Origin of the sequence: Acetobacter sp. (assembly GCF_047723915.1) — a bacterium.
Taxonomy (GTDB): Bacteria; Pseudomonadota; Alphaproteobacteria; order Acetobacterales; family Acetobacteraceae; genus Acetobacter.
This window is the reverse complement of record NZ_JBDOBQ010000001.1, coordinates 1-22,115: the sequence shown is the minus strand read 5'-3', so window position 1 is coordinate 22,115 and position 22,115 is coordinate 1. Positions and strand designations below refer to the sequence as shown.

15 protein-coding genes and 1 pseudogene are annotated in these 22,115 nt (G+C 63.9%); 10 read left to right on the top strand and 6 right to left on the bottom strand.

Features of this window, described 5'->3' with window-relative positions; translation table 11 throughout:
- Positions 1–49: 49 nt before the first annotated feature.
- Entirely contained in the window at positions 50–505 is a 456-nt protein-coding gene (locus ABF990_RS00080) for a GatB/YqeY domain-containing protein (RefSeq protein ID WP_415491274.1), read from the bottom strand.
- A gap of 214 nt (positions 506–719) precedes the next feature.
- Here ABF990_RS00080 and carA point away from each other — a divergent pair, with 214 nt between their 5' ends.
- The 5 genes from carA to ABF990_RS00055 all read left to right on the top strand — a co-directional run bounded on the left by carA (position 720) and on the right by ABF990_RS00055 (position 8,273).
- The gene (carA, locus tag ABF990_RS00075; RefSeq protein ID WP_415491275.1) at positions 720–2,126 is read left to right on the top strand and encodes a glutamine-hydrolyzing carbamoyl-phosphate synthase small subunit; all 1,407 of its coding nucleotides are present in this window, start codon (positions 720–722) and stop codon (positions 2,124–2,126) included.
- 16 nt (positions 2,127–2,142) lie between these two features.
- Complete coding sequence (carB, locus tag ABF990_RS00070; RefSeq protein WP_415500091.1) at positions 2,143–5,397, top strand: carbamoyl-phosphate synthase large subunit; 3,255 nt, start codon at positions 2,143–2,145, stop codon at positions 5,395–5,397.
- A gap of 142 nt (positions 5,398–5,539) precedes the next feature.
- Positions 5,540–6,013, top strand: coding sequence for a transcription elongation factor GreA (greA, locus tag ABF990_RS00065; protein WP_415491277.1), 474 nt, complete (start codon positions 5,540–5,542; stop codon positions 6,011–6,013).
- Position 6,014: 1 nt separating this feature from the next.
- Positions 6,015–7,211, top strand: a complete 1,197-nt coding sequence (locus ABF990_RS00060; protein ID WP_415491278.1) for a threonine ammonia-lyase — start codon at positions 6,015–6,017, stop codon at positions 7,209–7,211.
- Positions 7,212–7,373: 162 nt separating this feature from the next.
- Positions 7,374–8,273 carry a hypothetical protein gene (locus tag ABF990_RS00055; protein WP_415491279.1) on the top strand — a complete coding sequence of 300 codons (900 nt, stop codon included), beginning with the start codon at positions 7,374–7,376 and terminating at the stop codon, positions 8,271–8,273.
- A 359-nt stretch (positions 8,274–8,632) separates the two neighbouring features.
- On the opposite strand, the gene ABF990_RS00050 is transcribed toward ABF990_RS00055, so the two are convergent.
- On the bottom strand, positions 8,633–9,829 hold the full coding sequence (locus ABF990_RS00050; RefSeq protein ID WP_415491280.1) for an MFS transporter: 1,197 nt from the start codon (positions 9,827–9,829) through the stop codon (positions 8,633–8,635).
- Positions 9,830–10,097: 268 nt separating this feature from the next.
- Between ABF990_RS00050 and gpmI the strand changes: the two genes are divergently transcribed.
- The 5 genes from gpmI (at position 10,098) to ABF990_RS00025 (ending at position 16,847) form a co-directional block, all read left to right on the top strand.
- A complete protein-coding gene (gpmI, locus tag ABF990_RS00045) occupies positions 10,098–11,636 on the top strand; it encodes a 2,3-bisphosphoglycerate-independent phosphoglycerate mutase (protein ID WP_415491281.1) in 1,539 nt (512 codons plus the stop codon).
- A gap of 72 nt (positions 11,637–11,708) precedes the next feature.
- Positions 11,709–13,274, top strand: coding sequence for a murein hydrolase activator EnvC family protein (locus tag ABF990_RS00040; protein ID WP_415491283.1), 1,566 nt, complete (start codon positions 11,709–11,711; stop codon positions 13,272–13,274).
- Positions 13,275–13,455: 181 nt separating this feature from the next.
- A complete protein-coding gene (locus ABF990_RS00035) occupies positions 13,456–14,943 on the top strand; it encodes a S41 family peptidase (RefSeq protein ID WP_415491284.1) in 1,488 nt (495 codons plus the stop codon).
- A gap of 36 nt (positions 14,944–14,979) precedes the next feature.
- Positions 14,980–16,101, top strand: coding sequence for a divergent polysaccharide deacetylase family protein (locus tag ABF990_RS00030; RefSeq protein WP_415491285.1), 1,122 nt, complete (start codon positions 14,980–14,982; stop codon positions 16,099–16,101).
- A 251-nt stretch (positions 16,102–16,352) separates the two neighbouring features.
- The gene (locus ABF990_RS00025) at positions 16,353–16,847 is read left to right on the top strand and encodes an RNA pyrophosphohydrolase (protein WP_415500109.1); all 495 of its coding nucleotides are present in this window, start codon (positions 16,353–16,355) and stop codon (positions 16,845–16,847) included.
- Between the two features lie 103 nt (positions 16,848–16,950).
- Here the strand turns inward: ABF990_RS00025 and ABF990_RS00020 are convergent, their stop codons facing one another.
- The 4 genes and pseudogenes from ABF990_RS00020 to ABF990_RS00005 all read right to left on the bottom strand — a co-directional run.
- The gene (locus tag ABF990_RS00020) at positions 16,951–18,528 is read right to left on the bottom strand and encodes a DHA2 family efflux MFS transporter permease subunit (RefSeq protein WP_415491286.1); all 1,578 of its coding nucleotides are present in this window, start codon (positions 18,526–18,528) and stop codon (positions 16,951–16,953) included.
- Complete coding sequence (locus ABF990_RS00015) at positions 18,528–19,703, bottom strand: HlyD family secretion protein (RefSeq protein ID WP_415491287.1); 1,176 nt, start codon at positions 19,701–19,703, stop codon at positions 18,528–18,530. Before ABF990_RS00015 ends, ABF990_RS00020 begins: the two co-directional genes overlap by 1 nt.
- A gap of 180 nt (positions 19,704–19,883) precedes the next feature.
- Positions 19,884–21,668: an ABC transporter ATP-binding protein gene (locus tag ABF990_RS00010; RefSeq protein WP_415491288.1), complete on the bottom strand. Its 1,785-nt coding sequence runs from the start codon at positions 21,666–21,668 to the stop codon at positions 19,884–19,886.
- 64 nt (positions 21,669–21,732) lie between these two features.
- Positions 21,733–22,115 (bottom strand): annotated as a pseudogene (locus ABF990_RS00005) (hypothetical protein); the annotation flags it as partial.

The window sequence follows — 22,115 nt, the reverse complement described above, 5'->3', positions numbered from 1 at the left end:
GAGCCTGCGGACCGGTTTCGGCCCGTAGTAACCCACCCCGGCCCGCGCCTTAGCCCAGGCGGGCTTTCACGGCCGCACTGGCCTGCGCCATGTCCAGAGCCGCGCCGAAACGGACCTTGAGCGCGGCCATCACCTTGCCCATGTCCTTGAGCGAACTCGCCCCCGCGGCACTGACCGCTTCTTCCACCGCGGCCTGCAGGGCGGCCTCGTCCAGATCGGGCGGCAGGTAGCCACGGATCACGGCTATTTCGGCCTCTTCCTTTTCAGCCAGTTCGGGACGACCGCCATCGCGGTACAGGGTGGCCGATTCCGTGCGGGACTTGATCATGCCGCGCAGGGCGGACAGGGCTTCCTCCTCCCCCAATTCCGTAAGACCTTTGGCGCGGCCGGCGATTTCCACATCCTTCAGGCGCGCCGTTATCATGCGAATGGTCGCAACGCGCGCGCTTTCACCCGCCTTCATGGCTGTCTTCAAATCGGCTGTCAGGCTTTCGCGAAGGGTCATTGGTCTGTCTGCTCCAACTCATGCTGACGCCCCACACGGAGCGTCCGATAGAATGTCGTGATCCATCCTATCACCCGGCAGCGACAAAAAGCAGCCACCCCGTCGGGAAAAAAATTCCCAAGCACCTTTCCCTGACTCTGAGCGGGTGGGAAATTTCTTCCCAAGCGCTTGCCGGAATGCTAGAGAACCGCATGGGGAGGCACAGCCAAAGGCCATGTCCATGTCAATCGATTCCATCATCGCCCGCATTGGCGGGCCGGATGCCACAGCCAGGCTGACCGGCGTAGGCACCGAAGCTATCCGCAAATGGCGGCAGGCCCAGGCCATTCCGGCCAGGCACTGGCCCGCGATCGCACAGGCGACCGGCCTTTCGCTGGATGATCTCCAGCCCGCACCATCCGTGACAGACCGACCCTTCCCCCATGCGGAAGGCAGCAAAACAGGAACATCCATGCCCGACGCCCGCCCCGATGGCGCCACCGCCGCCCTTGTTCTCGCAGATGGCAGCGTATTGTGGGGGAAAGGCTTTGGCGCCTTCACACCCAGCCCGGCCATTGGCGAAATCTGCTTTTCCACGGGTATGACCGGCTACCAGGAAACCCTGACGGACCCGTCCTTCGCGGGGCAGATCATCACCTTCACCTTCCCGCATATCGGCAATGTCGGCGCGAATGTGGAAGATGACGAAGCCGCGCGCATTTTCGCCCGCGGGCTGGTGGTAAAGGAAGACCCGACCGCCCCCGCCAACTGGCGCGCGACCGAAAGCCTGGATGCGTGGCTGAAGGAACGCGGCGTGGCTGGCATTGCCGGGGTGGACACCCGTGCGCTGACCCTGATCATCCGCGACAAGGGACCGCAGACAGCAGCACTCGTTTTCCCCGCCGATGGCCGTATCGACCCCGAAGCCATTGTGGCAAGCGCCCGCGCCTGGCCTGGGCTTGAAGGCATGGACCTGGCCAAGGACGTAACCTGCGCGGCCCCCTATGCCTGGCAGGACAGTGTGTGGGAATGGCCGCATGGCTCACGCCCGCTCCCCGCCCGGCGCCGCCGCGTGGTGGCGGTGGATTACGGCGCCAAGCGCAATATCCTGCGCTGCCTGGTGGCTGCCGGGTGCGACGTGACCGTTGTGCCCGCCACCACGACGGGTGAGGAGATTCTGGCGCTCAAGCCCGAAGGGGTTTTCCTCTCCAACGGGCCGGGGGACCCGGCGGCCACGGCCAGCTACGCGGTGCCCGCCATCCGCACCGTGCTGGAAGCGGGCATACCCCTGTTCGGCATCTGCCTGGGGCACCAGCTGCTGGCCCTGACACTGGGCGCGAAAACCTACAAGATGGAACGCGGCCACCGGGGCGCGAACCAGCCGGTGAAGGACCTTGAAACCGGGCGGGTGGAAATTACCAGCCAGAACCACGGTTTCGCGGTGGACGCCGACACCCTGCCGGCCGATGCCCGCGTCACCCATGTGAGCCTGTTCGACGGCTCGAACGAGGGTCTGGCCACCAGCCGGTACGCCGCGTTTTCCGTGCAGTACCACCCCGAAGCCAGCCCCGGCCCGTCCGACAGTTTTTACCTGTTCGAACGCTTTGTCACCCTGATCGACACCCACGGCGCCAAGAACTGACAGGACCGCACGTATCATGCCCAAACGGACAGACATCCGCTCCATCCTCATCATCGGCGCCGGTCCCATTGTTATTGGACAGGCGTGCGAATTCGACTATTCCGGCGCCCAGGCCTGCAAGGCCCTGCGCGAGGAAGGCTACCGGGTTATTCTGGTCAATTCCAACCCGGCCACCATCATGACCGACCCCGGCCTTGCCGACGCCACCTATGTGGAGCCGATTACGCCGGAAGTGGTGGAGCGCATCATCCTCAAGGAAAAGCCCGACGCCGTGCTGCCGACCATGGGTGGGCAGACTGCACTCAACACCGCCATGGCCCTGCATGCCTCGGGCTTTCTGGAAAAACACGGTGTGGAGCTGATCGGTGCGAAGGCCGATGTGATCGACCGCGCCGAAGACCGCCAGAAATTCCGCGAGGCGATGGACGCCATCGGCATTGAAAGCCCGCGCAGCCTGATCGCCCACACGCTGGCCGAAGCCCACGAAGCCCTCAAGCAGATCGGCTTTCCCTCCATTATCCGCCCGTCCTTTACCATGGGCGGGTCTGGCGGCGGCATTGCCTACAACCGTGAGGAATTCGACCAGATCGTGATCTCGGGGCTGGATGCCTCCCCCACGACCGAAGTGCTGGTCGAGGAATCCGTGCTGGGGTGGAAAGAGTTCGAAATGGAAGTTGTGCGCGATACGGCGGACAACTGCATTATCATCTGCTCCATCGAGAATATCGACCCCATGGGCGTGCATACGGGCGATTCCATCACCGTTGCTCCCGCACTGACGCTGACCGACAAGGAATACCAGCGTATGCGCGATGCCTCCATCGCGTGCCTGCGGGCCATCGGGGTGGAAACGGGCGGGTCCAACGTGCAGTTCGGCATCAACCCCGCCGACGGGCGCATGGTGGTGATTGAAATGAACCCCCGGGTCTCGCGCTCATCAGCACTGGCGTCCAAGGCCACGGGTTTTCCCATTGCCAAAGTGGCGGCCAAGCTTGCGGTCGGCTACACGCTGGATGAACTGAAAAACGACATTACCCGCACCACACCTGCGTCGTTCGAACCCACGATCGACTACGTGGTGGTGAAAATCCCGCGCTTTACGTTCGAAAAATTCCCCGGCGCCCCTGCCCTGCTCTCCACCTCCATGAAGTCGGTGGGCGAGGCCATGGCCATTGGCCGTTCCTTCCCCGAAGCGTTGCAGAAGGGCCTGCGCTCCATGGAAACCGGCCTGCACGGGCTGGACCCGGTGGAAGTGCCCGGTGACGGCGGGGAAGACGCGTTCCGCGCCGCCCTGTCCCAGCCCCGGCCCGAGCGTATTCTCATGGCCGCGCAGGCCCTGCGCGCGGGTCTTTCGGTCGAGGATATCAACGAGGCCTGCAAGTTCGAACCGTGGTTCCTGCGCCAGCTCGAAGCCCTGATCGCCGCCGAACGCGCGGTGGAAAACCACGGCCTGCCCAAGGACGCGCAGGGTCTGCGCCGTCTCAAGGCCCTTGGTTTTTCCGACGTGCAGCTTGCCCGCCTGTCCGGCACGCAGCCCGAGGAAGTCGCCAGCCTGCGCGCCCAGGCGGGTGTGGTGCCCGCGTACCGGCGGATCGATACCTGCGCGGGTGAATTCGCCTCCGCAACGCCGTATATGTATTCCAGCTACGAAGGGCTGTTCACCCCCCCCACCTGCGAGGCCGCCCCGACGGACCGCGAAAAGATCGTTATTCTGGGTGGCGGTCCCAACCGGATCGGCCAGGGGATCGAATTCGATTACTGCTGCGTGCATGCCGCCTACGCCCTGCGCGAAGCGGGGTACGAGACCATTATGGTCAACTGCAACCCCGAAACCGTGTCCACCGACTACGACACGTCCGACCGGCTTTACTTCGAACCGCTGACGGCCGAGGACGTGATCGCCCTGATCCGCCGCGAACAGTCCAGCGGTACGGTCAAGGGCTGCATTGTCCAGTACGGTGGCCAGACGCCGCTCAAGCTGTCCCGCGCGCTTGAGGCCGCAGGCATTCCCCTGCTGGGCACCCCGGCCGATGCGATCGACCGCGCCGAGGACCGCGAGCGGTTCCAGGCCATGCTGCACAAGCTGGGCCTGCGCCAGCCCGAGAACGGCATTGCCCGCACCCCCGAAGAAGCCGAGGCCGTGGCCGAACGGGTGGGCTACCCCGTGGTGGTGCGCCCGTCCTACGTGCTGGGTGGCCGGGCGATGGAAATCGTCTATGACCGGGCGTCGCTCCAGCGCTACATGCGCGACGTGCTGCGCCATGCCGGGCACGAGATCTCATCCGGCCCGATCCTGCTCGACCGCTACCTGAACGAAGCGATCGAGGCGGATGTGGACTGCATTTCCGACGGCACGGAAGTCTACGTGGCCGGGGTGATGGAACATATCGAGGAAGCGGGCATCCATTCGGGTGACAGCGCCTGCGCCCTGCCGCCCTACACGCTGTCCCCCGCCATCGTGACGGAACTGAAGGCCCAGACCGAGGCCATGGCGCGCGAGCTTGGCATTGTCGGGCTGATGAACGTGCAATACGCCATCAAGGACCAGGAAGTGTTCGTGCTGGAGGTCAACCCCCGTGCGTCGCGCACGGTACCGTTCGTGGCCAAGGCCACGGGGGTTCCGGTCGCCAAGATCGGCGCGCGTGTCATGGCGGGCGACAAGCTGTCCACCTTCAACCTCGACGACCGCGCCGTCGTGCCCCATGTCGCGGTGAAGGAAGCCGTGTTCCCCTTCAACCGCTTTGCGGAGGTGGACACCATTCTCGGCCCGGAAATGCGCTCGACGGGTGAGGTCATGGGGCTGGACACATCCTTCGAGCGCGCCTTTGCCAAGTCGCAGCTTGGCGCGGGGGTCAAGCTGCCCATGACAGGCACGATCTTCGTGTCCGTGCGTGAAAGCGACAAGCCCCAGCTTGCGGCCCTCGGGCGCCTGCTGGCCTCCATGGGGTTCAAGATCGTGGCCACACGTGGCACGGCCCGCAGGCTGCGCGAGTCCGGGATCGAGGTGGAAGTGGTCAACAAGGTGCTTGAAGGCCGCCCCCACTGCGTGGATGCCATTCGCTCGGGCGAGGTGCAGATGGTCATCAACACCGCACGGGGCGCACAGTCCGTGGCCGACAGCTTCGACATCCGCCGTTCGGCGCTGGTTCTGGGCATTCCGCACTACACAACCATGGCCGGAGCCCGGGCCGCGGTGCATGCTATTGCGGCAATGCGCGAAGGACCGCTTGAAGTTGCGCCGCTTCAGTCATACTTTAGTGGATCGTTCTAGGCAGCAGGGGCAGGCCATACCAGCCTGCCCCTGCCGTTTGCGGTTCGGCCACTCCCCTACGCGGTAGGGGGGCGGCCGGGCCTTCAAGAGTGTGTAACGTCCACGCCGGCCCAGGCCGACAGTTTTATTCCGGGGATACGTCTTGCAGAAAACTCCGATGACGGGCCAAGGCCTGCGGCAACTCGAAGATGAGCTGCGCAAGCTGAAATCAGAAGAACGCCCGGCGGTTATCCGCGCCATTGCGGAAGCCCGCAGCCATGGTGACCTTTCAGAAAACGCTGAATACCATGCCGCGCGTGAACGCCAGTCCTTTATTGAAGGACGTATCCAGGAACTGGAAGAGATCATCTCCACCGCCGAGGTGATCGACCCGGCCTCTCTTTCGGGCAGCCATGTCAAGTTTGGCGCGACCGTCAGTCTGGTGGACGAGGACACGGACAAGGAAATCACCTACCAGATCGTCGGCCTGCATGAAGCCGACATCAAGCAGAGCAAGATTTCCATTTCCTCGCCCCTGGCCAAATCGCTGATCGGCAAGCAGGAAGGAGACACCGTGTCCGTTCCCGCCCCCGGTGGCGACCGCACCTACGAAATCCTGTCCGTAAAATTCATCTGACATGATCTGCATGCAGGACATCACCGCCGCGGCCGAACGGATCCGCGGCAAGGTGATCCGTACACCCACCGTTGCGTCCCATGCCCTGTCCATGGCCACGGGTGCGGATATTACGCTGAAGCTGGAAAACCTTCAGGCTGTCGGCTCCTTCAAGGAGCGTGGGGCAGCCAACAAGCTGGCCCTGCTTTCGCCCGAGGAACGCGCGCGTGGGGTTATTGCGGTGTCAGCCGGGAACCACGCACAGGGCGTGGCCCGCCATGCCAGCCTGCTGGGCATTGACGCGGTTATTGTCATGCCCCGCTTCACGCCCGGCGGCAAAGTTGTACGCACCCGCAACTGGGGTGCGCGCGTCGTGCTCGAAGGCGACAGCTTTGCCGAAGCCCTGGCCTTTGCCCAGGACCTTCAGGCGCGTGAGGGCCGAACCTTCATCCACCCCTATGACGACCCCGCTATCATGGCGGGCCAGGGTACCTGCGCCCTGGAACTGCTTGAGGACGCGGGCGATCTGGACATGCTGGTCGTGCCCATCGGGGGTGGCGGCCTGCTGTCCGGCTGCGCGGTTGCGGCACGTGCACTCAGGCCCGGTGTCAGGCTGATTGGCGTGGAAGTCGAAAACTACGATTCACTCAGCGCCTTTCCCGGCCCGGCCCTGCAGCCCAATGGCGGCGCAACCATTGCCGAGGGCATTGCCGTACTCCAGATCGGCCAGCAGACGGATGAAGTCATCCGCAAGCTGGTGGATCAGGTGCTGGTCGTATCCGAATGCGCCATAGAAAACGCCATTACCCTGCTGGCCGAAGGGGCAAAGCAGGTCAGCGAAGGAGCCGGGGCCGCAGCCCTTGCCGCCGTGCTGACCTACCCCGAGCAGTTCAAGGGCCGCAAGGTGGCCATGCCCATTTCGGGCGGGAATATCGACAGTCGCATTCTGGCCAACACGCTCATGCGCGCCATGCTGCGTGACGGGCGTATCCTGCGCCTGATCATGGAAATTCCCGACCGGCCCGGCGTTCTGGCCGATATTGCCAAAACCATTGGCGATGCAGGGGGCAATGTTATCGAGGTGTCGCACCAGCGGCTTTTCTCGGCACCGTCCGTTCAGGCCGCCGTGCTCGAAATCATGATCGAAGCCCGCGACCCCGAACATGCCGCGACCATTACAACCGAACTGGAAAAATCCTACACGGTCCGCCGTGCCTGACACCACGCCGGCAGCCTGCCCTTCCCCCACGAGGAGCAGGTTGCCGGTTGCGCCAACGGCATAGGGCCGTTCGCCGTGGATCTGACGCGCTGATTTTTTAACATCTTATTAAACATTGTCACGGATTGTAGCTGTTTCGCTGTCTGACTGAAGGACAAGACGATGGCTACAGTTGCGGCAACCGCATTTTCAGACCCGGCTTACCTGTTCGATCAGCCCGGCAGGCATCATGCCGCACACCGTGGCAGCGCAGCCGCGCCCCCCCTTGCAGCAGGCACCACCACGCCCGACACACGCGATACTGTCACGCTATCCGCAGCAGCAACGACTGCGTTAAACGCAGGACCGGAAACGCAGGCGGCCACACAAGACGCCCGCACATATGCCGCCGTGCCCGCCAGCGAAAAAGCCCCTGAACACACTTCCGCAACCAGCGCGGACGACAGCGTGCTGGCAAATGCCCCCACCAGCCAGGACCAGTCCCCCACCCAGGTCGCCATGGCGCGGCTGGACCAGATTATCCGGTCCAGCCATGAAACCGCGCGGGCCCTCGCCGAGCAGCGGCTTGACAGTCTCAAGGCGCAGATGGTCGCACTTCTGGAAATGAAAGGCGTTCTCTCCCCCAGGGCCATGGCCGGGGAAGTCGCGCTGCTGGCACGTCAACTGGCCGCCGCAGTAGCGCAATATGTGCAGGCGGGAGGCAGTGCCGGCGGGGCAGCGGGGACTGACACGGCAAGCCCGGCACAGGCCGCAACCCCGGTGACATCGGGTGCTGAGACGACACAGGCCGACAGGACCGATCCGTCCTGGCAGCAGGCCAGTTCCAGCGGAATTCAGACCGCAAACGCTCCGCTGCCGGGCCAGCCAGCGGCGCACCCAGCGACCACAGCACTTGAAAACCAGGATTTTTCGCTGACCGCAAAGGATATGGCCAGCCAGTTGCTGACCCTCCTGCGAGAGAGCAGGCAACACATGCAAAAACAGAAATCCGCATCGGATACCGATATCATGGTAGGGCAGAACGCGCTCGAGACCACCCTACAACTATTGCCCGGAATTTAGGCCCGCCGGGCTTTGCATTGCCTCCGTTCCGCGCTGCGAAAATGCCGTGACTGCTTTCTTACAGACTGGCGTGCGGTCGTGAAAACGGGACAGCGCGCAGGAACGCGCCCGATCTTGCGCCCTGCATAGGGCGCTGCTTGGTGGGCGCTCCCCTCGACGCTCGTCTGGCGGCGCGGCTCGGGGCTCTGTCCACCCGCGCCGCTCATCCGGGTTGTTCGCGCTGGCCATTCACGCTGGTCGTGGCACCTGAAACGGCTGGCTTGCGGCTAAAATCTGCGCCGGGCTGAATGCCAGAGGTCCACGCGTTCAGAACAGAAAAACCGGGGCATCGAAGACTGCGCAAGTCTGGAACGCCCTGCTCAGTCCTCATGTTCGGACGGCGCGAGCGTGCGGGGAAACGCAGCCGGGTTGAAAAGGGCCAGCAGAATACCGAACAGGGCAATGGCAACGGCAAGCGGTGTCAACACCGCAAAGCCGCTATGGGTGAGAACCTGCCCCCCCACCGCCGAGCCCAGCAGAATACCCGCATTGCTCGCGGCGTTGATCGCGGCCCCCGCCACATCCGGCCGTGTGGCGCGTGTGCGGATGGCACCGGACATGACAAAGGGAATAATGGCCGAATAGCCGATGCACCACAGCCCGACAGCGGCCACCGACAGCCAGCCCCACAGAATATGCCCATACATGAGCCCCATACCCAGCAGCATGGCCAGCCCGCTGACCAGCATGCCAAGCGCCGGTCGCCGATCGACAATCTGGCCAGCGCCCCACAGGCCCAGAATGCTGAGCGCGCCTGTCATCAGCAGGGCTATGCTCAGCGCGCCATCTGGCAGACCATGGTCGAGCAGCAGGGGGGTCACGTAAGTATAGAGCAGGTTATGGGCGAAAAAGAACACGGCATCCACCGCCACGACCACCAAAAAGGTCCGCATGATCCGCGCGGATGTAACGCTGGGCAGGTTCCCCTTGCTCTGCACGGGGGATGCGACAGGGGGCAGGAAAAACGCGATACACACGGTCAGAACGATTGCGAGACCGGTCATGATATACATGGCGGTCCGCCAGCCCGCCACGTGCCCCACGGCCGCCGTACCCGGAACGCCCAGAATCGCCCCCAGGGACGTCCCGCCATACACGAACGAAATGGCCCGCCCGGTCATGCTGGGCGGCACCAGCCGCGCGGCATAGGCTGACACGATCGACATCAGCAGCGCGTGGGCCAGCCCCCCGATCAGACGGCCGACGCAAAGCAGCACGAAACTGGGCGCCATGGCCATGACGAGGTTCGACAGCACATACCCCGATAACGAAACCAGCATCAGCCGTTTGCGGTCGATATGCGCGGTCATGATCGTCAGCGGTACGGCACCCAGTGTCACCATCAGGGCAAAAGCGCTGACGGCCAGCCCTGCCTGCCCTTCCTGAATGTGAAAGGTGCGAGCCATTTCGATCAGGATACCGACAGGTGCGACCTCGCTGGTCAAAGCCGTGAAAGTGCAGGCAAACAAGGCCCAGAGCCCGATGACGGCTCCGGTCGGGAGTGTTTTGAAAAGCATGATGACCTGTTTCGAATACCGCGAAGCGGACCAGTGCCGATTCTTCAAAACCCTTCTGGCATTCCTGGCCCCAAAACGGAACAGGGTTTTGTGATCTTATGAAATATCCTTAATTTACAATATATTATCCGAACTTCATCACCCCGCCACCAGCGCTGCGCCATATCTGTCGGCCATGCGCCGCCTTTTGCAACGCCGTCTTTGTCTTCCGGCCTTTTTGGTGGCATGATTTACGCATAATCAAGAACCGAACAAAAAGGTCTTTCCTATGTCAGTTTCCGCGCCCGGCCCCAAACGCCCTGTCATGCTGGTTATTCTCGATGGCTTCGGCTGGCGGGAGGATACGGCCGATAACGCCGTGCGTCTTGCCAATATTCCCAATTTCGAGCGCCTGTGGCGCGAAAACCCGCATAACTTCTTGCGCACCAGCGGCAGGGATGTGGGTTTGCCAACCGGCCAGATGGGCAATTCCGAGGTCGGGCACCTCAATATCGGCGCGGGTCGTGTGGTCATGCAGGAACTGCCGCGCATCTTCAACGCCATAGAAGACGGCAGCCTGGCCGCCAACCCGGTCATGACCGGGTTTATTGACGCGCTGAAGGCCAGCGGGGGCACCTGCCACCTGATGGGCCTTGTCTCGCCCGGTGGCGTACATTCGCACCAGGACCACGCCGTGGCACTGGCCCGGATCGTGGCGGAAGCCGGTGTGCCGGTGGCGTTTCACCTGTTCACGGACGGGCGTGACACGGCCCCGCGTTCGGCGGCGGACTATGTGGCACACCTGCAGGCCGCCCTGCCCCCGCAGGTCCGGCTGGCGACACTGAGCGGGCGCTACTTCGCCATGGACCGCGACAAACGCTGGGACCGGGTTGAAAAAGCCTACAACGCCATTGTAGCCGCGCAGGGGCCACATGCCACCACCCCGGCGGATGTCATCGCCAGCGCCTACGAAGCCGATGTGTCCGACGAATTCATCCTGCCCACCGTGCTCGATGGCTATACGGGCATGAAGGACGGAGACGCCATCCTGTCGTTCAATTTCCGGGCCGACCGTATCCGCCAGCTTATGGACGCCCTGCTCGAACCCGATTTTTCCGGCTTTGCCCGGGCAAAAACCATTCACTTCGCCGCCGCCGTGGCCATGACCCATTACAGCGATACGCTGGCTGCGCGCATGACCACGCTGTTCCCGCAGGAGGAACTGACCAACCTGCTGGGTGAGGTCGTGGCCAGAGCCGGGCTGCGACAGTTGCGCATGGCGGAAACCGAAAAATATCCGCACGTGACATATTTCATGAATGGCGGCCGGGAAACGCTGTTCGAGGGCGAAGAACGCATTCTGGTTCCCTCCCCCAAGGTTGCGACCTACGACCTGCAACCCGAAATGTCCGCCGCCGAACTGACAGACAAGGCCGTGGCCGCAATAGACAGCGGCACATACGACCTGATCGTGCTGAACTTCGCCAACGCGGACATGGTTGGCCATACCGGTATCCTGTCCGCCGCCATCAAGGCGGTAGAGGCGGTGGATACGGGGCTGGGCCGCATCGCCCAAGCCATTGCCGGCCAGCACGGCACATTGCTGGTAACCGCCGACCACGGAAACTGCGAGATGATGAAAGACCCGCAGACCGGCGGCCCGCATACGGCCCACACCCTCAACCTTGTGCCGCTGATCGCCTACGGCACCAATGTTTCTGCCCTGCGCGACGGCGGCAAGCTTGCGGACCTGGCGCCGACCCTGCTGGAGATCATGGGCCTGCCCAAGCCACCGGAAATGACCGGCATGTCCCTGCTCGCGCACTGAATGCCCCTGCGCCGGCCTTTTTCAACACCGGTCCCGCCTGGCGGACCGGCCGGACGCAGGCCCTGTCCAGCCATGCGCCATACGGCATATGGGGTGCGCCACGAGGCCAGACATCGGCCCCGCAGCCAGGTCATCCAATGGGCCACGGGCCGGGGCGCATACTGGGCAGCTTACGGCGCGGCTTACGGGACCGCATGGCTGATGCTGGCCTGCTGCTACACCGACACCCGCGCGCATGCGGCAACACCGCATGCCCACCATGCGGGCTCAGCCCATGGTACGGGCCATAAGGCGGGACATGCCAGCGCTCACACCTCCACCGGGTCCCATGCCACCCCTGCGCCCCATGCGCTGCACCTTCCAACCAGTCCGCCCCCCGCGGGAGCAACCGGCCCTGCATCCGTCAGGCAGGCGCAGGCCGCGCTCCGCGCCACCCGCGCCCGGCAGGAGGCCCTGGCCCGCGAAAACGCCCAACAGGCCAGAACCGTTGCAACGTCACGCGCATTGAACGAAGCCGCACTGGCCGCCGCCACGCAGGCCAAGGCCCGTTCGATGACCCTGTCGGCCGCCACGGTCGATGCCACGGCGCAACTCCAGAATACCGAACAGCAGATTGCCGATATCTCCGACCGTATCGACAGTGCGCGGGCCGAACAGGCCGCACTTCTGGACAAGCTGCGCCATGACGCGCGCGCCCTGGCCCCTATCCTGCCGCTGGCGGAGCGGCTGTCGCTCTATCCATCCGATACGCTGCTTGCCGCCCCCCTGCCCCAGCAGGACGCGGTAACCGGTTTCCTGATCCTGCGCGGGCTTTCACGGCAGATGGAACAGCAGGCCCTGCTCATGCGTGCCCGGCAGGCCCGGCTGGACGTGCTGGACCATGATCTGTCGGGCGAGATGGAGCGTCTGCACGCCCTGGAACAGACACAGAGCCAGCAGCGTCTTGTCGTCCAGCGCGAGGCCATGCAGGCCCGACAGGCCCAGAAACGGGCCGACACGGCAGCCTCGACCGCCGCACGACAGCTTCAGGCCGCCACGGAACGTGCGTCCAGCCTGCAGGATGCCATTGCCCGGCTGGACACGCTGGAAGCCGAAGCGGAAACCGCCGTGCAGAAAGAAAAGGACCGCGCAGCCGCCATCGCGCGGGAAACAACCGCGCGGCGCAGGGCCGCAGCCGCAGCCGCCAGGGCTGGCAACACCACTCCCCCCCCTCCGCCCGCCCCCGCGCAGGCCACAGGACAGGATAACGGGCCGGGCCTGCCCGAGCACCCCATGGCGTCATCCGGGCTCAAGCCTGTGGCGGGCACGCTGGTTTCTGACTGGGGCAGCCCGACCGAATCCGGCCCTGCAACGGGCCGCACCTACCGCACCCCGGCCGGTGCCGGCGTGCGTGCGCCCTGTACGGGCGGGGTGGATTTTGCAGGCACGTTCCGCACCTACGGCCAGATGGTCATTCTGAACTGCGGGCAGCATTACCGCTTTGTTCTGGCAGGGTTGTCGGTGCTTTCCGTCGAGACCGGGCAAAGTTTGACAAAGGGTGCGCCAGTAGGACAGATGGGAAGTTCCGGCAGTTCGGCTACGCTGTTCATTCAGCTCCGTCACGGGCAGAAAACCGTCAACCCCGCGCCGTTTCTGTAGGCGGGGATGGCAGACACCTATGGGTGGCGGTTTCCTATCCGTTACGGAACAGCTAGGCTTGCCATATGGCCGGCAGGCCCGCTCGCACAGGTACCACGGTGACACTGGCGGCGCCGTGAACAAAGACAGGACGAACACGCGCCAGGGGGCTTGAACACCCGGCGACAGGAGACACGATCGCATGAAGTTCCGCACAGGTCTGATGCTCGGCGCCACAGCCATGACCAGCCTTGCCCTGGCCTTTTCTCCGGGCCGGTTTTCGCCCTCGGGCCTGCTGACCTCCACAGCCTGGGCACAGGTGCAGGGCCAGCCCGACACGCAGCCACCGGCCAAAGCGCCCGACACGCCAGATGCGGCCCCCACAACCAACCATGCTGAAACATACCGGCTGCTGACACTGTTCGGCACGGTGCTGGACCTTGTGCGCTCGGACTATGTCGAACCCGTGTCGGACCGCGACCTGATTACCAACGCGCTGAACGGCATGCTGAGCGGGCTTGACCCGCACAGTTCGTACATGACCCAGAAGCAGTACGAAGACATGATGGTGCAGATGAAAGGCGAGTTCGGGGGCCTTGGTCTGGAGCTTCAGCAGCAGGACGGGCATATCCGCGTCGTCTCGCCCATAGACGGCACGCCGGGCTTCCGGGCCGGGATCAAGCCGGGTGACTACATTATCGCCGTGGATGGCCACACGGTGGATGGCATGCCGCTGGATGAAGCCGTCAAGAAAATGCGCGGCAAGCCCGACACCAAGATCACCCTTACGCTGGTGCGCGAGAAAACCCCCAAACCCATTATCGTGACGCTGACGCGCGAGATCATCCATATCGACGTGGTCAAATCCGCGCTGTACGACCGGATCGGCTATCTGCGCATCGCGCAGTTCAACGAAACCACGGAAAAGGAACTGCTCAAGGGCTATAACGCGCTCAAGCAGCAGGCGGGCGGCAAGCTGGCCGGTCTGGTTCTTGACCTGCGTAACGACCCGGGCGGCTTGCTGGACCAGGCGGTGGAGGTTTCGGCCAGTTTCATCCGCTCGGGCGAAATCGTCTCCACCCGGGCGCGCCACCCCAAGGACAGCCAGCGCTGGGATGCCCACGGAACGGATATTACCGACAACCTGCCCATGGTGGTGCTGATCAACGGCGGCTCCGCCTCCGCGTCGGAAATTGTTTCCGGGGCGTTGCAGGACCATCACCGTGCGGTGCTGCTGGGCACGCGCTCCTTCGGCAAGGGGTCGGTGCAATCCATCATCCCCATTCCCGGCAATGGTGCGGTGCGCCTGACCACGGCGCGGTACTACACGCCTTCTGGCCGTTCCATCCAGGCGCTGGGCATTACGCCCGACATCGCGGTCAAGGAAATCCGTGAAGATCCGGGCCTGAGCCTGCGTGAAGCGGACCTGGACCATATTCTCAAGAACCAGGGTGGCAACCAGACCAAGGCCCAGCCCCGGACAGACCTGCCCGCGATCGCCAAGGATATTCCGGGCGAACCTCCGGCCAACTGGCCCAGCTTCGACTACGCCAAGCCCGCTACGGACTTCCAGCTTCAGCAGGGGCTGCGGGTTGTCCGTTCCATGGCAGGCCTGCCTGCGCCCGACCCGTCAGCGTCGCTGCCGCCGGTAAAGCCCGCGGCAAAAGCCGACGCTCCGGCCCATCATTAAACCGGGCGGAGATCAGTAACGTGAAGGACGGCGCTTATGCTTAGCTCTGCGTGGTGGGGCCTGCTTCCCGCAAATGGCCGGGCGTTCGTCCGCTTCTGGGGGGCGTGTGCTGCCGTAACGCTGATCGGCGGCGTGACCCTGCAGATCATGGGGCCACCGCGCCTGGCTGTGGAAGGCCAGGATATCGACGTTGCCGAGACGCAGGGCAAAGGTTCCGCCCTGCCCGCGCATACCGGTATTCTGCCACCCCAAACGGCGCTGCTGGACAGCACCAACGGGCCCGGCGGCTTTCCCCTGCCCAAGCGCGGCCCGCACGGCCAGCAGGCCAGGCAGGCTTACGCCGCGCCCACGGTGGACGTGCCCTCCGGCACCCCGGTGGTGGCCCTGCTGATCGATGGCATCGACCAGTCTGACGATGTCACGACTGACGCCATAAATTCGCTCCCAGGCGCGGTCTCTCTCGCGGTGTCACCCTACCTGACCGATACCCAGAGCCTGATGACAGCCGCCCGCGACCATGACCATGAAACGCTGATTGCGCTGCCCATCCAGAGTGCGGCCAACCAGAACGCCTCCGCCCCTGTCGACAATGCCGGGCCCAAGGCGCTGGGGCTTCTGCTTTCGCCCCAGCAGAACGCGGACAACCTGAACTGGTCTCTTTCGCGGCTGGCAGGCTATGTCGGGGTCACCACGGCCATGGGCGGCCAGAATGGCACCGGCTTTACGCAGTCTGGCGCCTTCAAGCCCGTACTGGCCACGCTGGACCAGCGCGGCCTGCTGTATCTGGACGGCACGCCCCCCCTACCCGACCAGGCAGGCAATGCGGTCAGCGCGCCCAATCAGGCTGATATCCGCATCAACACCGATACGGATATCGTGAATATCGATATCCAGCTTCTCAAGCTGCAACAGCTTGCCAGGCAGAACGGGCATGCCATCGGGGTACTCGGCCCGCTGCGGCCGGTCGCCCTTGCGTGCCTGCGTGCGTGGATACCCCACCTCAAGGATGTTGGAATCGCGCTGGTGCCGGTCAGCCAGATCGTGCAGACGGCCGAACAGGCGCGCAATACGCTGCCAGCAGCGTCAAACGGTGGCATGCATGTCAACCTGAGCAGCGGCCACGGCCAGAAACCGCAGCAACAGGGCACACTGCCCTGAACAGCCCTGCCAAAGAAACAGCACCCAACCGGTTGCGGAGCGGCCCATAGGCCTGACCGGGCACACATTCGGGCTCTACCCACTCAGTCAGGCCGGTAAACCTGCGCTCTGCCCCAGCGTTTTTTTCAAACACAAACAGCTTTCAGGCCACCCCCATACACGGCGAGTACTGTTCCTTGTCCAACACACAGCAAACCCCTGCACCGGGTCGCGGCATATCATCCAGCCAGTCTGAGCCGCCCTGCCCCACGCTGCCGGACCTGCCTTACCGGCCCAATGTCGGGGCCATGATCTTCAACGCCGCGGGGCAGGTGTTCATTGGCCGCCGCGCGGATATGCCCGGCGCCGGTGGCCCGCTTTCCGAAGGTGTGTGGCAGTGCCCGCAAGGCGGGATCGACGAAGGCGAAAACCCCACCGAAGCGGTGCTGCGCGAAGTGCTGGAGGAGATCGGGACAAGCCAGGTCAGCATTCTGGCCGAGCACCCCGAATGGATCAGCTACGACCTGCCCGGCCACCTGATCGGGCACGCCCTTGGCGGGCAGTACAGGGGCCAGACCCAGAAATGGTTTGCGCTGGCTTTTACCGGTCAGGACGACGACATCAAGCTGGACCTGCATTTGCCACAGGAATTCGACGCCTGGATCTGGGCAGATCTGAACAGCCTGCCTGAACGGAATGTGGGCTTCAAAAAACCGGTTTATGAACGCCTGATCGTGGATTTTGCGGCATTTGCCGCAAGCCCCTGACAGCAGGTCCTGACAGCGATCCCGGAATGGCGGGCTGTAAGTGGCGGCGGGCCATATCTGCCCGCCGCATACGTAACACAGCCACCGCTGACGGGGGCTGGCGTCAATGCGCGCCGCGTGCCTTGCCGTCCCCCTTGATGGACGAAAGCAGAAAGCAGAACGGCACGCACAGGAACGCACCAATACCCAAAATCATGAAAACCTCGTTGTAGGCGAGGATCGCCACCTGGTGCGAAAACGCTGAAAACAACTGGTGCTGCGCGATCTGGTTGGCGGCACCTTCGGCATATCCACGGGCCTGGGCGGCGGCGCGCACCTGGTCCGTATAGGCATTGAAGGGCTGGTGGTAGGGTGTCATCCAGTGGGTCATATGCGCCTGGCGGGCCTGGCGGCGCTCTGTCAGCAAGGCGGCCGCGCCAGAAATCGCCAGGGACCCCAGCACGTTGCGCGCCATGCTGAACAGGGCCGATGCATCGGCATTCAACCGTTCGGGAATGGTCGAATACGCGATGGTGGACAACGGCACGAACAGGAAGGCAAGGCACGCAGTCTGGCTCATGCGGAAAATCACCAGATGCCGGAAGTCGAGTGCGGGCAGAAGCTGGGCCGAGAAAAACAGTGACATCCCCATCAGGGCGAACCCCACGGCAATCAGGCTGCGTACGCTCATGACCGTCATAAGCTTGCCGACAATGGGAATGAGGATAATAACCGCAATACCGCCAGGAGACAGCAGCAGCCCCGACAATGTGGCCGTATAGCCCATGACCTGCTGGGCAAACTGCGGCACGATAATGGCCGAGGCATACAGCAGCGCGCCCATGGCCCCCATCAGGGCGGTGCCGACCGCGAAATTCCGGTCCCTGAAAACACGCAGGTCAACCGCAGGCTGGTCGGCGCGCAGCAGCCACCAGACAGCGCCAACCAGACCCAGCACCGCCAGCACACCCATGATGCAGATGAAGTTGGAGCCGAACCAGTTGGCGTCCTCGCCGCGGTCCACCATAACCTCAAGGCAACTGAAGCCAAGCGTGATCAGGCTGATGCCGATCACATCCACCGGGGCTTTGCGCTTGTTGGCCCAAGGCGGGTTTTCCACCACGGCCATGACTCCCATGGTCGTAAGAATACCGAACGGCACGTTGATGAAGAAAATCCACCGCCATGAAAAATTATCGGTAATCCAGCCGCCCAGTGTCGGCCCGATGACCGGCCCGACAACGGTGGCAATGGCTGTCAGCCCAAAAGCCGCGGCACGTTTTTCGGGCGGGAAACTGTCGAGAATAATGGATTGCTGGTTGGGCTGAAGCCCGCCGCCGAAAAAACCCTGCATCAGCCGGAACACCACCAGTTCGCCCAGACTGGTCGCCATGCCGCACAGGAAGGACGACACGGTGAACATGACAATGCAGATCATGAAATAGAGCTTGCGGCCGAAAACCTTGCCCAGCCAGCCCGAAATGGTCAGCACAATGCCGTTGGCCACCAGATAGGCGGTCAGGGTCCAGGTGGCGTCCTCGTAGGTGCTCGACAGGCTGCCCGCGATATGCGGCAGCGACACGTTGACGATGGTGGTGTCCAGAATTTCCATGAACGCGGCCATTGTCACGACAAGGGCCACGGTCCACGGATTATGCTTGGGCTTCCATGCGGCGGCGGCCTGCCCGGCGGAGCCGCTCATTACTGTGCGGCCTGTCCGGGAGCTGCCGCATTATCCCCGACCGGCGTACCCTTGGGGGGGGCATCGGAACGGCCCTGGGTATCCACATGCACGGTAGGAATGACCGACAGCCCGAGAGCCAGAGGCTGGTCAGGGTTCAGGCCGCTGTCGATCACGATTTTCACCGGCACGCGCTGCACGATCTTGACGTAATTGCCCGTGGCGTTTTCAGGCGGGAAGGTGCTGAACGTGGCCCCGGTCCCTTTCTGGATGGAATCGACATGTCCATGCAGCGTAAGGGACGAATACGCATCGACCGAGATATCCACCTTCTGGCCGGGCTTCATTCTGCCAATCTGGGTTTCCTTGTAGTTGGCGGTCACCCAGACCTCAGGCTCGACAATGGAAAAAATGTTCTGTCCCGTGTGAACAAAGCTGCCCTGTTCGACATTGCGCTGGCTGATCCAGCCGTCACACGGGGCGCGGATCGCTGTCCATTCCACATTGAGGTCTGCCTTCGCCAGATCGGCCTGGGCCGATTTGACCTGCGCTTCCTCCTGCGAGACACGGACACTGGTGTTCTCGATATTGGGTTGCACGGGCATGGCCATCTGCACGGCACCCTGTGCCGCCATGACCTGCGCGCGGGCCGCATCCAGTGCCGCCTGCGCGTAATCGATATCCTGCTGGGAGGTGGCCGCCCGTTCCACCGCATGCTGGCGGCGGTAATCGGTCTGGGCCTTGAATTCGCGCGCCTTGGCGTCGGCCAGTTGCCCCTGGGCCTGTAACAGCCTGCCCGGATATTCCAGGCTGGCCACGGCATGCAGCATCTGGCTGGCCTGCAACATCGCCTGCGCCGAGGCAAGGCTGGCCGCAGCCCGGTCACGTGTGTCCTGCCAGTCACGCGGGTCGATCCGGGCCAGAATCTGCCCTTTGTGAACGAACTGGTTGTCGTTCACCAGCAACTGGGTCACATACCCGTCGACATGCGGGGCAATGCCCACCGCGCGGCCAGCGGTAAAGGCGTCATCGGTTTCGACCTCGTTACGGGTCAAAAACCAGTAAACCCCTGCGCCGATGACCAGAATGGCAATAACGCCTGTCAGAATCGCCTTCCTGCGCCCACTGTTTTTTTTCTGTGGCGCTGCCTGCGGATCAGGCGTCGCGGAAGACTGTTCGTTATGGTCGTCGGCCATTCTGTTCCCTGCCCTGCTCAAAACATGTCGTCAGTCGTCATACGGGTCCGCCAGCAGAGCGCTGACCGACCGGTTCGGTCAGTATGTGACACGTTCCCGCGCGCTCATCAAGCGTGAGTTGCATCATCCCCGCAGCAGCCACATCTCAGCCACGCCGTCATGGGGCGCGGCTGCCGTTTATCAGCGTTCCAGGCCCTGCGTGCGGACCAGCCGGGCATACAGCCCGTCACGCGCCATCAGCGCGTCATGCGTGCCACATTCCGCCGCCCTGCCATCGGCCAGAACCACGACAAGATCGGCCGAGCGGATGGTGGAAAGCCTGTGTGCGACAATGAGCGTGGTACGCCCCTGCCGCAGCGTAGCCAGGGCCTCCTGCACGGCGGCCTCGTTCTCGGTATCCAGAGCGCTTGTGGCTTCATCGAGCAGAAGCAGGCGGGGGTTGCGCAGCAACGCGCGCGCCAGCGCGACACGCTGGCGCTGACCGCCCGACAGCCGCTGTCCACCGGGGCCCACCTGCGTGTCGTAGCCTTCGGGCAGGCCGAGAATGAAGGTTTCAGCCGCCGCGGCCCGTGCCGCGGCCTCCATCTCGACCCGCGAGGCGCCAGGGCGGCCGATAAGAATATTGTCGCGAATGGACAGGTCGAACAGCAGCGGGTCCTGGCTGACATAGGCCATGGAATCCCGCAGGGCGGCCAGTTGCAGGTCGCGCAGGTCTTCCCCATCCAGCAAGATACGGCCGGTGCTGACATCGTGCAGGCGCGGCACCAGCGACAGGGCGGTCGACTTGCCGGCACCCGACGGACCGACAAGGGCCACGGTAAATCCGGGCCGGGCATCGAAACTCAACCCCGCAAGGCCCGTGCGCCCGTCAGAATAGACAAATCCCACATTATCGAACACCAGATGCCCATGCCCGGCAGGCAGCGGCACAGCATTCGCGCGTTCGGTCACGGCAGGCTTTTCGTCGATAATATCGAAAATACGGACCAGCCCGGCCAGTCCTTCCTGCAGGGCGGCGTTCAGTGCGCCAAGTGCCCGCAACGGACGGGCCGCCAGCAGAAGCGCCGCGACAAAGCCCGAAAAATCACCCAGCGTGGCCCCGCCGACAGACGCGCGCCACCCCGCAAACCCCAGAACAGCGGCTACCGCCGTGCCACCCAGCGCTTCCAGCAGGGGGTCCACCCGGGCCCGCCCGCGTGTTATGCGCAGCATGGCCTGGTGCAGATGATCGAAAGACTGATCCGCCCGGCTGCGTTCGCTTTCTTCAAGCCGGTAGACACGTACCGTACGGGCCTGGGCGAAGCTCTCGGTCAGAAAAGCCGCGGTCTCCCCTATACGTTCCTGCATGCCGCCCGATGCCCGGCGCACGCGCCGCCCCAGTTTCTGGATCGGCACGGCGGCGATCGGGTACAGCAAGGCGGCGATCAGGCTGAGTTCCCAGTCCATATAGACCATGGAACCGATCAGCCCCACCACGGTCACCACATCGCCCAGGGAATTCACGGCCCGGATCATCGCTTCCCGGATGGAGACGGCATCTGTCGTAAAACGCGCCGCCATCTTGGCCGGGGCTTCCCGTTCAAGCTGGGTAATATCGGCCTGCACCAGATGATCGAACATCTCGCCCTGGAGACCGCGAATCACGTTCAGCACCAGCCCCTGGGCAGCCAGCGTCTGGGCATATTGCGACACGGCCTTGGCAACGGTGATCACCACCACCAAAAGCGGCACCTGGTACAGAATGCGCGGATCATGCGCGCCGAACATGTCCAGCGCGCGCTGGATCACCAGCGGGTACAGGGCCGTGAGCGCGGCCGTCAGTATGGTCAGGCCAAGAACGGTGGCCATACGTGCGGGATGGTGCCGCACCTGGCTGCGCCACAGGCGCCCCAGCAGAACGCGCGTGTCATCGGGCAGAAGCTTGTGAACGGTGGACGGCACGGCGGCCGACGTCAGAACTGTCATGCCCCGTTTGTAACAGCCTCCCCCCCCGGCGCGTAAGAGGCCCCGGCAGGTTTATTCCACGCCCTCAGTCGTCCTTACCGCGCAGGACCCCCGCCAGTCGTATGCGGCATTCCTCCGCCGTGGCCCTGCACCCTGTGGCTTTCCACCAGTTTTTTACCTGTTCAAGAGCGCGGCCCACCATGGGACCGGGCGCAGCCCCCAGTGCCAGCGCATCGCGCCCGGCCAGCGGAAAGACCGGAGCCTCGATACGGCCAAAACGTGCGTGCAGGGCTGCAAAATCCGCCGCCATGCCGGGTTCCGCGGGCATGGCGGCCTCAGCCAGCCAGAGCCTGCCCTGCACATGATCCGCAGGGGCTTCGGCCAGCAGCACTCGCAGGCTGTCATCCGTCACGGCGGAAAGATCCGCCGGCGCAAATATGCCCCCTGCACTGCCCGGAAGAGCCCCCC